Origin of the sequence: Micromonospora sp. NPDC007230, from assembly GCF_042869115.1 — a bacterium.
GTDB lineage: Bacteria > Actinomycetota > Actinomycetes > Mycobacteriales > Micromonosporaceae > Micromonospora.
Window position 1 is genome coordinate 261944 of record NZ_JBIAFE010000008.1, and the last position, 14782, is coordinate 276725.

Sequence of the window (14782 nt, forward strand, 5' to 3'; positions counted from 1 at the left end):
CGGCCGGTGCCGTCAGCTCGGCCGCAGCCGGTAGCCCACCCCGCGTACGGTCTCCACCAGGCCGGCGTCGTCGAGCTTGCCGCACAGGGCCGCAACCTGGACGTCGAGGGTGTGCCCGGCCTTCCGGGTGGTCTGCCATGCGTCCATCAGCAACCGTTCGCGGGACACGATCGTGCCCGCCTGCCGGGTCAACGCCATCAGCAGGTCGAACTCCTTGCGGGTCAGGTTCACCTTTCGGTCGGAGAGCCAGACCTGCCGGGCGTTGAGGTCGACCCGCAGGTCGGCGACCTGCAGCGTCGCCTCGGCCCGCGCGGCGCGGGCGGTCCGGCGCAGCACCGCCTCGATCCGGGCCTGCAGTTCCGCCATGGAGAACGGCTTCACCACGCGCGTCAAGCCGCTGCCTGGTCGGCGTTGTTGATCAGTGGCGACTCTGACAGGACCTTCGGCCCGGCCAACTGTGGTGCACATCACAAATGGTAGACCTGGAACCGCGCCTGGCTGACGTCGTTCTCTTGCTGATGGTCCCCATTAAGGATCCTGGTGCGGCCCTGGAGCGCGGCAGGGCGTCCCTCTCTACTTGCCGTAGAGCGGGGCTTTATCGTGGCAGGATCAACCTCTGAGCGCTGTTTATGTTGGGTGTGGGCAGGCTGGCCTAGCCGCCAGGCCAGCAATACCGTCGGCCGCATGCCCGAACTGATACTGCCGACCACCGGTTTGCACGCCGCCTTCCTCGGGTGCCGGGACGACTGGGGCCCCGGCGTGCACGAGGACGGCTTCGGCCTGGGGGCCGACGACAACGTGGACTCACCGGATGGTTTCGCCGCTTGGGTGCACCGACGGGTCCGGCTTGTCCATCCGATCGGAACACCATGCCCGGACGAGAAGCACGGCACACCCCGGTGGATCGTCGAAAACGGTCAGGTCCTCGGCGGGATCGTCCTGCGGCACAATTTCGACGACAACATCGGGCACATCGGCTACGGCGTACGCCCGTCCGCGCGTCGCCGCGGCTTGGCCAGTTGGGCGCTGGGCGAGATGCTCCAGGAGGCCCGGGCTGGCCTGGGCCTGGACCGTGTACTCATCCCATGCCTTGCCGACAACGTCGCCTCGGCGCGCACGATCGAACGCAACGGCGGCGTTCTGGAAGACATCCGCGACACCGAGCACGGCCCAGTGAGACGCTACTGGATCACCCTGGTTCGGTGACCCTGGCCCGCGACGCTCGGCGGGGTTGGCTCCGGACTCCCGGCCGGTCAGTCGGTCAACAACAAACTCTGGCTCACCAAGGATGCCGATGTTTGTCGTGACAAACGGATCGACACCCTTCTCCATGCCCACATCACCGGGATGACAAAGGGACTACTCGCCTTAGCCGGGATGGCCCGGGAGGTACGGACCATGTTGGATTTGAAGCCTTACCGGGACACGCTCGCGCTGCCGGGGTTGCGGCCCCTGCTGTTGGTCGCGATCCTGGCGCGGGTGCCGGTGGCGGCCACCGCGGTGGTGATGACGCTGCACGTACTCGATCTGGGCCACGGCTATTTCGCCGCCGGACTGGTCGGGGCCGCTATGACCCTCGGTTCGGCGCTCGGCGCACCACTGCTCGGCCGGCTGGTCGATCGGCGCGGCCTGCGGCCGATGCTGCTGCTGACCACGGCCGTCTCGGCGCTGTTCTGGGGGACGGCGCCGGTCCTGCCGTACCCGGCGCTGCTGGGCGCCGCGTTCGTCGGCGGACTGCTCACCCTCCCGGTCTTTTCCGTGGTCCGGCAGTCGATCGCCGCGCTGGTCCCGCCGGCCCAGCGCCGTCAGGCGTACGCGCTGGACTCAATGTCGGTCGAACTCAGCTTCATGATCGGGCCGGCGGTGGCGGTGGCCCTGGCCACCAATGTCTCGCCCACCCTGGCCATGTACGTCGTCGGCAGCGGCATCGTGCTGGCCGGACTCACCCTGCTGGTGCTCAACCCGCCGACCCACGCCCGGGACGAGGAGACGACACCGGCCCAGCCGCTGCCCCGCCGGCAGTGGCTGACCCCACGGCTGATCGGACTGCTCGCCAGTGGCGCGGCCAGCACGCTGGTAATCGCCGGCACCGATGTGGCGGTGGTGGCGGTGCTACGTGACGCCGGTCAGGTCGACTGGACCGGTATGGTGCTGACGCTCTGGGCCTCGTACTCGTTGGTCGGCGGCTTCACCTACGGTGCGCTGTCCCGCCCGGTGCCGTCGCTGAGCCTTACCGTGGTATTTGGTCTGGTCACCATTCCGGTCGGTCTGGGCAGCGGCGAATGGTGGTTGCTGGCCCTGGTGCTGCTGCCGTCCGGGGCGCTTACCGCGCCGACCATAGCCGCCACCGCCGATGCGGTGAGCCGGCTGGTGCCGGCGAGCGTACGGGGTGAGGCGATGGGCCTGCACGGCTCGGCGATGACCGTGGGGCTGGCGCTCGGCGCCCCGCTTGCCGGAGCGGTGATCGATGCCTCCGCGCCGGCCTGGGGCTTCGCCGCGGCGGGCCTGCTCGGCGCGCTGATCGCGCTGGCCGTGCTGCCGACCGAGTTGCGTCACCGGCGGTCCGACGCCGCCGCCATCGCCGCCGCCGAAGCCACCATCACCCCCACCGCCGCTCCCACGCCCGATTCCGGCCCCGTCCGAGCGATCTAGCCCGTGTTTCATAAGGCCCGGAGGTACTGGTTGATGGCGGCAATGGCCAGGGTGGCTTCGTAGCGCACGGCCAGCTTGTCGTAGCGGGTGGCCATGGCGCGGTGCTGCTTGAGCTGGTTGATGCCGCATTCCACGGCGTGGCGCCGGCGGTAGATCTCAGGATTGAAGGCGGGTGGCCGGCCGCCGCGGGAGCCTTTCGCGAGGCGGTGGGCATCTTGGTCGCTCTTGCTCGGAATGCAGGCCTTGATTCCACGTCGGCGCAGGTAGGCGCGGTTGGCCCTGGACGTGTAGGCCCGGTCCGCCAGGACCTGCTGCGGGCGGGTTCGGGGCCGACCGGACCCGGGCCGCGTGACCCGGATGCGGTCGAGCACCGTGGTGAACTGCGGGCTGTCAGCGCGGTGCCCAGCCGTGACGACGGTGGCCAGGACCTTGCGGCCCTGTTCGCAGGCAAGGTGAGTCTTGGTGGTCCATCCGCCTCGCGAACGGCCCAGCGCATGATCGGCAGGCTCGGCTTGGATCCCGCCGGGTGGTTCTTTCTGCTGATCGCCGTCACGACGGGCACCGGCCGCGTGTTGATGGGCGCGGCTGATCGTGGAGTCGACGCTGACGGTCCAGTCGATCCGCCCGGCCGTATCGGCGGCGGCTTGCAGCCCGGCCAGGACGCGGGTCCAGGTGCCATCACGCTGCCAGCGGCGGAAACATCGATACAGCGTTTGCCATGGGGCGTAGTTCGCGGGCACGTCACGCCACGGTGCACCGGTGCGTACCCGCCACCGTATGCCGTCGATGATCTGTCGTCTGGTCCACTTGCACGGTCTTCCCCGCGACGATTCCGCAGGCAGCAACGGGTGCAGGTGCTGCCACTGGATGTCGCTCAGGTCATGCCGCGCCGCCGCCGCTAGGCTGGCCACGAGGTCTCCGGTATTCAGGTTTGCTTGGTCGCTAACCCACTTACCGGAGACCTCTTCAGTTATCGATCACCGCCACGCCGTGATCTCACCCGGCCCACGCCCACTTACGAAACGCGCCTTAGACGAGTGAGTCCGAAGTCTGGTCAGGAAGCAAGGTCCGGACTCGCTTATCCGTCTCCAGACGACCGGCTTACCCAGCAGCTTGACGAAGCAAAGAGAACAATTCGGCAGGGAGCAGGGCTGACCACATGCCTTGACCAGCGGTCAAGGAGCGCTACCGGACGGCGCACTTGACCGGCGTGGTCCCCAAGAAGCCGGAAAGGCTGGCCCCATGTTTCGGACCAGCCTTCTCACCTGTCATTTCATGCTGTCGGGACGGCCGGATTTGAGCCGCCGACCCCTTGACCCCCAAGGCAACCAACACACCCACCCGACCTGCTCCCCCACGACAGATGAGTTGCGAGAACTGTCCTCCGGCGCCCACGGTTGTCCACCGACGTCGGTCCCGGTCGTCACTCAGTTAGTCACCCAGTCCCACCGGGACCTCGTAGTCCCCACGCAGGCCGAAGACTTCGTCGAACTGAGGATCGTAGATGACTAGACCGTGCCGCTCCGCCAGATCCAGGACGACGTCGACCACCGCGTTGCCCCGTGGTGAGTAGCTGATATTCATGCTCACGTGGTCAATGCCGACAGCGAGAGGTGCTGACATCCAGGGCGACTCCGGGTCATACGGCGGATGATCCGGGAAGCGTGCACGCAGTTCCTCATAGAAGGAGACGATCCGCTGGTCAAGCTCACCATCTCGGTGTTCCATGCCGGTGCAGTGATCGGCCATCTGCCGCACAGCGTCTGCCGTCGCGGAAGGCTCGACCGCCAGAACCACAAGATCAAAACTCACCGCCACATGCTCCCCGACCAGAAGCGGCCCCGTCGACCTCTACCCCACCGTCAGTTTGGAAGGTGCCTTCGGATTAGAAGAAGATCAGGGATGGCTGGTCGGGTGGCGGCTGACTTTGTCCCACTCGGTCATGTCCAGTGATTCACCGCCGGTGTCTGGGAGGAACCTGCTTCCTTCGCTGGTCATGAACCTTGGCCCAGGCCTGTTCTTGACCGCCACTGCCCCCGCTTGGCCGCCGCATCGGGCACGCAACAGGCACAGCTTTCCTCGACGAAGCTGCCGCGCCCGCCGTCGTAGGCTCTGGCGGTGAAGCGACCGCAGAAGGTTCTGGCCTACATCGTCCGCGAGGATCGGCTGCTGGTGTTCGTCCATGCCGACGACGGACAGTTCGATCAATCCGGCCTCCAAGTCCCTGCCGGCACCGTTCGTGACGACGAGCTACCGGAACAGGCTGTCCTGCGCGAGGCAGCCGAGGAAACCGGCCTGCACGGATTACGCATTGAGCGATACCTCGGGTCAGCGGAGTGGGACATGCGTCCCTACGCCGATGCGGTTCATGTGCGGCACTTCTTTCAGTTATCCGTCGAGGACGCCGAGGTTCCGGACCGGTGGATCGCTGAGGAACACGGCGACGGCACCGGCAAGCCGATCCGCTTCGAGCTGTACTGGCTGCCTCTGGCGCAAGGACACGTCCTCGCCGCCGGCCAATCTGCCCTGCTCGGCAGACTCTTTGATTGACGGCCTTGGAACGCCAGTTTGGACGAGCGCGCTCAGGCGGTAGCGATGCCCGAAACGCCTGCGGGCGGCGGCCGGTCCGGTTGCGTCTCGTGCCCGCTCGTGCCCCACCGTTACTCGCCCACGGATGGCCCATGCTGGCCTTCGGATTAGAAGAAGATCGCGGATGGCTGGTCGGGTGGCGTCGCTCCTGGTCAGCCCGTCCGTCGTTGTCCGGCAGCGTCGGCGCCAGCGGGCGGGCTTGGCTGTACGAATGGCTGTAGCGGGCCGGGCGGTTGATCTCTAGGGTTCGCGATCATGGATGCCCTACTCGCAGCCGTTCCCTTCTACGCGCTGAGCCTCTTCGTTCTCTACTGGGTGATCCGTCTTGCGGTCCGGCACGCGATCCAAGACGCCGACAAGCGCCGCCGGGGTGGGTCGTGACGGCGGGTCCGGCAGTCAGGCGAGCGTTCGAACCTGCCGGCCACACTGCTCCCATCCCCTGATAGGTGCCAAGGACTGCGACGCCCGGTCGGTGTCAAGGGTGGCCGTAGGCCATCGGCGTGCCGACACGCAGCGCCCTTGACGCCGGCCGGGTGGCGTAGAGGATCGGGCACTCGGGGGGGTCACGCCCTGGTCCTCGTCGTCATCGAACCGCGGGCAGTGCCCACGAGAGTTCGGGGGCAAGCAACTCTGCTGCGCGGCAGCGATCGCCGCAGCATCGACGGGGGCAACCCTGCCGGCGATCGTCCCGCCTCAGTCTCTTATGCCCTTGGTGCTCCGCAGCATGGCCGGCCGGCCCGGCCGATGGCGGCCGGATGTCGCCAGCAGGCCGGTGCGGCCCGCTTTGACGAAGCGAAGAGAACAATTCGGCAGGGACAAGGGCTGGCCCATGGCTTGACCGCCGGTCAAGGAGCGCTTCCGGACGGCGCACTTGACCGACGTGGTCCCCAGGAAGCCAGACGCAATCTCCGTTGCTACAGCGCCGTGTCGGCGTCGGCGGGTGGCCTTGGCTGTACGGATGGCTGTACGGCGGGTTGGCTCTTTGGGGTTCATCCCGCTCTCGTGCCTGGTGGGATCTCCTCGCCCGATGACCGTCGCCCTTCGGCTGATCTCTGAGACAGGGTCGGGCAACGGGGCAGGGCCCCGGCAGTAGATGCCTCGCCGTCCGGGCCTACGGTGACGTAGTGATCGATATGCAGGTGAGGACAGAGCAGGGGGAGATCGTCGCCCGGGGAGCCCGCGGCTTCGACTGGTCGCAGGAGCTGATCGATCTCTTCCCGTCGGCCTACCCCATGCTCAGTGGCCTCTGCGCCTATCTGGACACGATGTTCAACGAACGTCAGCTGCCGCTCCTGATTGACGAGTTGGACCGCTTGCCGTCAGGCGTTGCGCTGAATGACGAGAGTCGAGCGGAGATACGCCGGCTCTGTGCGGTCGCTCGCATGGAATCCCACCGTTATCTGTGGTTCCTGGGCGACTGAAGCTGCCGTCAGCAAGCAGAGCAGGGTACCGCCACCAAGGGCAGGGTGATCGGCACGTAGTGTGGCTGACCGGCCCGACCGATGCCGCCGGAGGTCGCCAGCAGGCCGGGCCGGGCCGGCCTTGATGAAGACAGCGAACGATTCGGCAGGTATCCCGGCTAGATGCTTGTCCCGTCACGGGAGATGCTTGACACTCTCGTCCCACCAGATGCTTGACATGATCGATATTCGGCTTCCTCATCGCGTGATGGTTGCGGGCATCGCGGGCTGGGGAGGCCGGGATTGGCGCTGGTGGAGTTGTCGATCGTGGAGCAGCGGTATCGGGCGGTTCTGGCCGTGCATGCGGGAGAACCCGTGGTGGAGGTGGCAGCTCGGACCGGGGTGTCCCGGCAGACGATTCATTCCTGGCTGGCTCGCTATGCGGAGGTGGGGCTGGCCGGGTTGGAGGACCGGTCTCATCGGCCTCGGGGGTGTGGTCATCAGGCGTCGGCGGAGGTGGAGGCGTTGGTGTGTGAGCTGCGCCGACATCACCCGCGGTGGGGAACTCGCCGGATCGCCTTCGAGCTGGGCCGGCACGGGTGTCCTGAGCCGGTGCCGTCGCGGATGACGGTGTATCGGATCCTGGTCCGCCACGGCCTGATCGAACCGGCCAAAAGGCGTCGGGGTCGCAAGGACTATGTGCGCTGGCAGCGGTCCCGGCCGATGGAGTTGTGGCAGATGGACATCGTCGGCGGAATCATGCTCGCCGACGGAACCGAGGCCAAGGTCGTCACCGGGGTGGACGATCATTCCCGGTTCTGCGTCATCACCCACGTGGTCAGGCGGGCCACCGGCCGGGCGGTCTGCCTGGCCTTCGCCGACGGGTTGCAGCGGTTCGGGGTGCCTGAGGAAGTGCTCACGGACAACGGCAAGCAGTTCACCGACCGGTTCGGCAAGGGCGGGGAGGTGATGTTCGATCGGATCTGCCGAGAGAACGGCATCATTCACCGGCTCACCCAGCCAGCGTCGCCAACCACCACGGGGAAGGTGGAACGGTTCCACCAGACCCTGCGCCGGGAACTCCTGGACGAGGTGCCGATCTGGCCCGACCTGGACACCGTCCAGGCGGCCGTCGACGCCTTCAGGCACGAATACAACACCGACCGGCCGCACCAGTCCCTGGACATGGCGTTTCCCGCCGACCGGTTCACCCCCGCCCTCGCCGCGGAGCAGGTCGTGCCTGTGAAGCTGCCGGCTCGGCTCACCCAGCCGGTCGACCAGGACCTCGTCTCCCCACCAGTTCCGATCCCGGTGCCGCTGACGGTGACGGGGGCGGTGGAGTTCGACCGAGTCGTGCCACCGTCCGGGAACCTTCAGGTGGCCGGGAAGCAGTTCTGGCTCGGCCCGGCCCGCTCCGGTGTGACGGTGACGTTCTGGGCCGACACCGACGTCATCCACCTCCTGATCGCCGGTATCCGCCTCAAATCGGTGCGCTCACACCTGTCCGTCGCAGACCTCGCCGCCCTGCTGCGACAGGGAGGCCGCCCCGCCGGTGAACCACCCTTGCCGCCGGCACCACCAGGCGAGGCAGTCGAGGTCGACCGGACCATCAGCCGCGCCGGCCACGTCTCCCTGGGCCAGCACATCGTCCTGGCCGCTGAAATCCTCGGCGGGCAACGCGTCGGCATCCGCATCGACGACAAGACCCTGAGCTTCTTCGACCTCGACACCCGCCAGCTGCTGCGCACCCGACCCAACCCGCTCACCCCCGCCGAGGTGGCCCGGCTCCGCGGCGCCCGACCCGCCGGGCCACCCCCGCAACCCGCGGCCGGACCTGTGCAGGTGCAGCGCCGAGCTTCGAACAGCGGAGTGGTCATGGTCGTCGGGCAGAAAGTCGCCCTCGGCCGCGTGCATGCCGGCAAGACCGTCACCATCCACGTCACCGACACCGAGCTTGCCATCGCCTGCGACGACGGCACCCGCATCGTCCGACGCACCACCGACCAGCCCGTCCGCAACCTCAAAGCCAGCCGACCCCGCAAGACCGACTCCCTCTACCGAACAGGCACGATGACCCCATGAGCAGCGGCTATGAGACCGGCAGGTTCACCAACATCCGTCCCGACGAGGTCAACCACGTCAACACGAACACCGAGGCCGCCGAGATCGTCGCCCGGATGCTCTCCGATCTGCAGGCGCACCCCACCGAGTGGGAGAACCACACCCTCGAACGTTTCCTGGCCGCACTCGAGTCCTCGCTCAAAGCCCTGCCCTGGCTCTACCGCAACCGCGGGGACGACTTCCCCGAACAACCGACCTGGAAGCAGTTCACCGAGGCCCTCATCATGGCAACCGGCCGCGAGTAGCCGGGCACAAGATTCCTAGACCAACCGTCAAGCACGTCCTGGGACGGATCCGTCAAGCATCAGGTGGGACTAGACATCCCGGCTAGATGCTTGAGACATGACCCCCAGTAGTCCGGCCGCCCAGCGGCATGCTCGCGCACATTTGCCCAGGTCACCTGAGGCATAAACCGGCCGAGTAAAGGAGTCGTCGCACCACTCCCCCGCCACCATCGACTTCCCTGCTGTTAGCCAGACGAGCAGCGAGTGACTTCGCCGCTAGCCGGCGTAGCGGGAACCGGCCGGCTGTCGTGCCTGACTGGCTCACGATCGAGACCGACCTGACGATCGTTTTCGCCGCCCTCGCGGTCAGCCGCTGGATCGAAGACCGCACCGGCTGGTCGATCAAGAAAGTTCGTCCGCACCGCCCGTCGCTACCGCACGGTCGAAATCCAAGCCGGCGTCCCGACCTGTGCACGAACGTGAGACAAATCGGGGCGTTCGACGAAACCACCCACGAGCTGTACGCCGCAGCCCTCCGCGGCGACGCGGCTGCACGATCCGACACCGCTCGCAACCCCTTCGCTGATCGAGCATCCGGCTCTGCCGCAGTCGGAGCGGGTTCCTGTGCCGGTCCGAAATCGGGTGCAGATGCCCCGCGTCAGGTGGACACCGCCGCGCGATGGTCCAGACCAAGCGGTACCGCTACGTCGGTCCGGCCGAGTTATGCAACAACGCGGTGGTGGACGCTGCTGCCGTTGGCACCGCTGCCTCGCTCGACGGCTGACTCGCCGGGCAGGGCCGCAAGGAACTTGCCGGCGTTCCCCGGGTGTCCCGGTACGGTCCGATTCGACCATCGGGTTGACGTAACAATCCGGCCATAACTCGAGACGGGGGGCGGATCCGCAATTCAACGCATTGACACCCGACGAAGTCTGCGTCGATTATTCTCCGCATGGATCCCTTTCGAACGCGTCAACGGAAACTGGCCGGCCTGGGCATGCTGGCGGCTGCTGCGGTCGTGCTGACCACGGGAGTGGCGACGCCCGCGACGGCCGCCGGGCAGGTGCGCGGCGCTGGCGCCCCGGGCGCCGTCGCCGACAGCTACCTCGTGGTCTTCAAGGACACCGCGGCGGCCGCCGAGCGCAGCGGCGCACGCGCCCTGGCCGACCGGCTGGCGTCGAAGTACGGCGTCGCAATGCGGCACGTCTACGAGCACGCGCTGCACGGCTTCGCCGGCACGATGACCCCGGTCGCGGCGCGCCGGCTGGCGGCCGAGGCCGACGTGGCGTACGTCGAGCAGGACCGCGTCGTCCGCGTACTCGACACGCAGCCCTCCCCGCCCTCCTGGGGCCTGGACCGGATCGACCAGCGCGACCTGCCGCTGAACGGCAGCTACTCGTACCCGACGACGGCGGCCAACGTGCGGGCGTACGTCCTCGACACCGGCATCCGCACCACGCACACCACCTTCGGTGGTCGGGCCGCCTGGGGCACCAACACCAGCGGCGACGGCATCGACACCGACTGCAACGGTCACGGCACCCACGTCGCGGGCACCATCGGCGGGGCCGAGTACGGCGTCGCCAAGGGCGTCTCCCTGGTCGCGGTCAAGGTCCTGAACTGCGGCGGCAGCGGCACCCTCGCCGGCGTCGCCGCTGGCGTCGACTGGGTGACCGGCCACCACGCCGCCGGCGTGCCGGCCGTGGCCAACATGAGCCTCGGCGCCTCCGGCAGCGACAGCACCCTGGAGAACGCGATCCGCAACTCCATCGCCGACGGCGTCGTCTACGCCATCGCCTCGGGCAACAGCAACAGCGACGCGTGCAACTTCACGCCGGCCCGGGTCGCCGAGGCGATCACCGTGAACGCCACCACCAGCGCGGACGCCCGGGCGAGCTTCTCGAACTGGGGCACCTGCACCGACATCTTCGCCCCGGGCGAGGGCATCGTGTCGGCGTCGAACAGCTCCGACACCGCCACCGCCACCCTGAGCGGCACCTCGATGGCCAGCCCACACGTCGCCGGCGCCGCCGCGCTGGTCCTCGGCGGGAACCCCGGGCTCACCCCGCCCCAGGTGACCAGCGCAGTCCTCGACGCCGCGACCCTCAACAAGGTCAGCAACCCGGGCACGGGCTCGCCGAACCGGCTGCTGTTCAACGGCCCGCCGCAGCAGCCCGGCACCGCCGTGCTCACCCGGTACTGGTGGCCCGGGAAGGACCACGTCAGCTCCACCACCCACCCCGGCGGCGGCTACCTGGCCGAGGGCAGCCTCGGGCGGGTCCACACTGGCCAGGTGAGCGGCACCCACCCCCTCTACCAGTGCCTGGTCGGCTCCGACCGGTTCACCTCGCCGATGGCCAACTGCGAGGGACGCACCGTCCTCGGGGTGATCGGCTACGTCTACGACGCCCCTCCGGCCTCGCCGTCCTACCCCATCTACCGATGCCTGGTCCGCAGCAACGGGGAGCACTTCGACACCAACGACCCGAACTGCGAGGGCCAGATCACCGAAGGAATGAACGGTTACACCCTCGCCTGACCGGCGGCCGGGGCGCCACCCGTGGCGCCCCGGCCACCCGCTCCGGGCTGACCGCAGTTTTCCGGCAGCGAACAGCGCCGATCATCCGTCGCCGGGTCATCGGCCCGGGCCTCCGGCACATCGAGATCCGTATAGATCGCCATGGCCCGGTCGCGGTGATCTCGCGCGGCTCCGGGATCGCGCAGGGCGCGCCCGAGCCCGTCGTGGGCGCGCGCCTCTTCGTGGCGGTCGCCGATCTCGCGGGCGAGCGCGAGGGCGGCTTTGTGCTGGCTGCTCGCTTCCTCCGGCCGTCTCAGGGTCTGCAGCGTTTCCCCCAGGCCGTTGCGCGCCTGGATCTCCAGGCCCCGGTCGCCGATCTCCCGGGCGATGGCGAGCGCGTGGCCGAGGTCGTCGATGCTCTCCTGGTGCTTGCCGAGCATCCGGTGGATCACGCCGCGGTCGCTGAGGGTCGCCGCCTCGTCGGCCCGCTCCCCGCTCCGCCGCTGAATGACCAGTGCCCGGTCGCAGTGGTCCACCGCCTCCTCGTGCCGGCCGAGGCTGGCCAGCACGTTGCCGAGGCTGTTCAGCGTGTGCGCCTCCCAGCTGGGGGCGCCGGTCTCCCGGTGGATGACCAGCGATCGGCGCAGGTGGTCCAGTGCCTCGTCGTACCGCCCGAGCCGCCACAACGCGTTGCCCCCGTTGCACAGCGCGCGGGCCTCGCCCGGCCGGTCCCCGTCCGCCCGGTAGATGGCCAGGGCCTGCCGGCACAGGGCGAGGACCTCGCGATAGCGGCCCTGCCGCTCCTGGATAACGCCGATGTTGTTGAGCACGGTCGCCTCGGCCACGCGGTCGCCGCCCTCCCGATGGATGAGCGCGGCCCGCCCGTAATGGTCGATGGCGTCGTCGTAGCGCCCCACGCTGTAACAGGTCGCGCCGAGCGTCTCCAGGGCGCCCGCCTCGGCCTGGCGGTCACCGGTGTCCCGGTGGATCGGCAACGCCCGCCGCAGGTGGTCGTACGCCTCGTCGTAGCGGCCGAGCCGCCAGCAGACCTTGGCGAGGTTGTGCAGCGCGGTGCCCTCCCCGGCGCGGTCGCCGGCGCCCCGCGCCGCGTCCAGCGCGTGCCGGTGGACGGCGAGCGCGTCGACATGATGGGCGGCGGTGTCCAGGTAGAGGCGCAGGGTGGCAGCGAGGGCGGTTGCGTGCGCGGGCCACCCGCCGGCGGCGGCGTGTCCGACCGCTGCGACCAGGTTGACCCGCTCGGCGTCGAGCCACGCCCGCGCGTCGGCCGCGCCGGTGAAGGGCGGCATCGCGGTGGCCGGTGCGGCGGGACGCGGCCGCTGATGCCGGGTACGCGGGAAGATCGTGTCCATCGCGACGGACGCCGTGTACAGGTACTGGTCGAGCATCCGGCCCACGGCATCACGCCGCGCGTCCGGCTCGTCGATCTCCTGCGCGGCGGCGTGTGCGTGCTGGTGGAGCAGGTCGTGGAAGCGGTAGCGCCCCGGCGCGGGCTCCTGCACCAGATGCGTGTCGAGCAGGTCCTCCAGCAGCCGTTCGGCGCGGTCGACCGGGATGCCCGCCGCGGCGGCGGCCAGGTGGGCGTCGAAGTCTGGGCCGGGAGCGAGGCCGAGCAGCCGGAACAGCCGCTGTTGCGGTTCGGTGAGCTGGGCGTACGAGAGGGCGAGAGAGGCCGCCACGCTGCGGTCGCCGACCGCCAGCTCGGTCAGCACGCGCCGCCGGTCGCGCAGTCGATGCGCCAGGTGACGCACCGTCCACGCGGGGCGTGCGCGCAGCCGGGCGGCGGCGATGCGGATCGCCAAGGGCAACCGGTCGCACAGGCCGATGACCTCCGCGACGTCCTCGATGCCGGCCCCGGCCCGCTCCGCGCCGAGGATCCGGTTGAACAGCGCGGCCGCGTCGGCTGGCCGCAGTACGTCGAGGGAGACGACGTCTGTGCTGTCCAGGTCGGCGAGTCGGCGCCGGCTGGTCACCAGCGTCAGGCAGCCGGCGGTGCCGGGCAGCAACGGCCGTACCTGCGCGGCGCTGCCGGCATTGTCGAGGATCAGCAGCATCCGGCGGCCAGCCAGCTCCGCGCGCCACCGGGCCGCCCGTTCCTCAATCTCGGCCGGGATAGTGTCGCCGGGCGTGCCGAGGGCGCGCAGCAGGAGGTCGAGGGCCGCGCCGGGATCGAGCGGGGGCCGGCCCTCGCTGTGCGCGTGCAGGTCGAGGAAGAGCCGGCCGTCCGGGTAGCGGTCGGCGAGCCGGTGGGCGAGGTGTACGGCGAGGGTGGACTTGCCCACCCCGGCCATGCCGTCGATGGCCAGCACGACGGCCGCCGTCTGCGGCACGGATTCGAGCGCGGCGAGCAGGCGCCGCAGTTCCGGCTCCCGTCCGGTGAAGTCGGCGACGTCACCCGGAAGGTCGTCGCGCGGCGTCCACACTCGATCGGAACCCGCCGAGTCCGGGGCTGCCAGGGATGGGTCGCCCGCCAGGATCCGCTGGTGCATGCGGGTCAGGCCGACGCCCGGCTCCACGCCCAGTTCCTCGACGAGCAGTGCGCGCGCGTTCGCGTACGTCCGGAGCGCCTCGGCCTGCCGGTCGGCCCGATAGAGCGCCAACATCAGCATCGCCCACAGCCGTTCCTGGAGCGGGAACGCCTTCACCAGCCGGGTGAGCTCGGCGATCGCGTCGGCGTGCCGGCCGGCGTCCAGGTCCACTGTGATCCGCAGTTCGAGAGCGGTCAGGTTCCGCTCGGTCAGCCCCTGCCGGGCCACCTCGATCGCCTCGCCGCCCAGCCCGCCCAGCGGTTCGCCGCTCCACAGCGCGAGCGCGGCGGCGACCTCGCGAGCCGTCGCCACCTGGTCGCCGCGCTCGTGGTGCTGCTGCGCCGCGGCCAGGTGGCCGTCGAAGGACGTGACGTCCAGCTGAGCCGGGTCGAGCCGTAACAGATAGCCCGCGTCGGTGGAGACCAGCTGCCGGCCGAGGTTCAGCACCTGGCGCAGGCGGCTCACGTAGGTCTGCACGAGGTGTGTGACGCTCGGCGGGGGCTCGCTGCCCCACACGGTGCCGACGATCTTGTCTACCGGGACCGGGCGGCCGGCCTCCAGCAGCAGCACCGCAAGCACGGTCTGCTGCTTGACGCCACCCAACCCGACCTCGACGTCGCCGCGCCACGCCCGCAACGGTCCGAGAAGCTCGAAGCGCAGCGAGTCGGCCACCCCGCGATCCTAGTCAACGGGCTGGCGGTATAGCGAGTTGCGAGCAAAGTTCGCGCGGCC

12 protein-coding genes are annotated in these 14782 nt (G+C 69.3%); 8 read left to right on the forward strand and 4 right to left on the reverse strand.

Annotated features, from left to right (window positions below; all coding sequences use genetic code 11):
- Positions 1-12: 12 nt before the first annotated feature.
- Positions 13-384, reverse strand: coding sequence for a DNA-binding response regulator (locus tag ACFYML_RS14415; RefSeq protein WP_387421062.1), 372 nt, complete (start codon positions 382-384; stop codon positions 13-15).
- 300 nt (positions 385-684) lie between these two features.
- Between ACFYML_RS14415 and ACFYML_RS14420 the strand changes: the two genes are divergently transcribed.
- Positions 685-1206, forward strand: coding sequence for a GNAT family N-acetyltransferase (locus ACFYML_RS14420; protein ID WP_387421031.1), 522 nt, complete (start codon positions 685-687; stop codon positions 1204-1206).
- Positions 1207-1377: 171 nt separating this feature from the next.
- On the forward strand, positions 1378-2652 hold the full coding sequence (locus tag ACFYML_RS14425) for an MFS transporter (protein WP_387421063.1): 1275 nt from the start codon (positions 1378-1380) through the stop codon (positions 2650-2652).
- 8 nt (positions 2653-2660) lie between these two features.
- Here the strand turns inward: ACFYML_RS14425 and ACFYML_RS14430 are convergent, their stop codons facing one another.
- Complete coding sequence (locus ACFYML_RS14430) at positions 2661-3563, reverse strand: IS5 family transposase (protein ID WP_387421032.1); 903 nt, start codon at positions 3561-3563, stop codon at positions 2661-2663.
- A 520-nt stretch (positions 3564-4083) separates the two neighbouring features.
- On the reverse strand, positions 4084-4464 hold the full coding sequence (locus tag ACFYML_RS14435) for a hypothetical protein (protein ID WP_387421033.1): 381 nt from the start codon (positions 4462-4464) through the stop codon (positions 4084-4086).
- 306 nt (positions 4465-4770) lie between these two features.
- Here ACFYML_RS14435 and ACFYML_RS14440 point away from each other — a divergent pair, with 306 nt between their 5' ends.
- The 6 genes from ACFYML_RS14440 to ACFYML_RS14465 all read left to right on the forward strand — a co-directional run bounded on the left by ACFYML_RS14440 (position 4771) and on the right by ACFYML_RS14465 (position 11525).
- On the forward strand, positions 4771-5202 hold the full coding sequence (locus ACFYML_RS14440; protein WP_387421034.1) for an NUDIX domain-containing protein: 432 nt from the start codon (positions 4771-4773) through the stop codon (positions 5200-5202).
- A gap of 294 nt (positions 5203-5496) precedes the next feature.
- A complete protein-coding gene (locus ACFYML_RS14445) occupies positions 5497-5622 on the forward strand; it encodes a hypothetical protein (protein WP_387421035.1) in 126 nt (41 codons plus the stop codon).
- A gap of 743 nt (positions 5623-6365) precedes the next feature.
- Positions 6366-6662, forward strand: coding sequence for a hypothetical protein (locus ACFYML_RS14450; protein WP_387421036.1), 297 nt, complete (start codon positions 6366-6368; stop codon positions 6660-6662).
- 282 nt (positions 6663-6944) lie between these two features.
- Entirely contained in the window at positions 6945-8723 is a 1779-nt protein-coding gene (locus tag ACFYML_RS14455; protein WP_387421037.1) for an IS481 family transposase, read from the forward strand.
- Entirely contained in the window at positions 8720-9007 is a 288-nt protein-coding gene (locus ACFYML_RS14460; RefSeq protein ID WP_387421038.1) for a hypothetical protein, read from the forward strand. The genes ACFYML_RS14455 and ACFYML_RS14460 overlap by 4 nt, the downstream gene beginning before the upstream one ends.
- A gap of 931 nt (positions 9008-9938) precedes the next feature.
- The gene (locus ACFYML_RS14465) at positions 9939-11525 is read left to right on the forward strand and encodes a S8 family peptidase (RefSeq protein ID WP_387421039.1); all 1587 of its coding nucleotides are present in this window, start codon (positions 9939-9941) and stop codon (positions 11523-11525) included.
- On the opposite strand, the gene ACFYML_RS14470 is transcribed toward ACFYML_RS14465, so the two are convergent.
- Positions 11510-14722 carry a tetratricopeptide repeat protein gene (locus ACFYML_RS14470; RefSeq protein ID WP_387421040.1) on the reverse strand — a complete coding sequence of 1071 codons (3213 nt, stop codon included), beginning with the start codon at positions 14720-14722 and terminating at the stop codon, positions 11510-11512. The two genes, ACFYML_RS14465 and ACFYML_RS14470, sit on opposite strands and share 16 nt — an antisense overlap.
- Between the last annotated feature and the right edge of the window lie 60 nt (positions 14723-14782).

Coding starts and splice junctions, on each gene's coding strand:
- ACFYML_RS14460 (WP_387421038.1), top strand. CDS start 8,720: ATGAGCAGCGGCTATGAGACCGGCAGGTTCACCAACATCCGTCCCGAC.
- ACFYML_RS14425 (WP_387421063.1), top strand. CDS start 1,378: ATGGCCCGGGAGGTACGGACCATGTTGGATTTGAAGCCTTACCGGGAC.
- ACFYML_RS14420 (WP_387421031.1), top strand. CDS start 685: ATGCCCGAACTGATACTGCCGACCACCGGTTTGCACGCCGCCTTCCTC.
- ACFYML_RS14465 (WP_387421039.1), top strand. CDS start 9,939: ATGGATCCCTTTCGAACGCGTCAACGGAAACTGGCCGGCCTGGGCATG.
- ACFYML_RS14445 (WP_387421035.1), top strand. CDS start 5,497: ATGGATGCCCTACTCGCAGCCGTTCCCTTCTACGCGCTGAGCCTCTTC.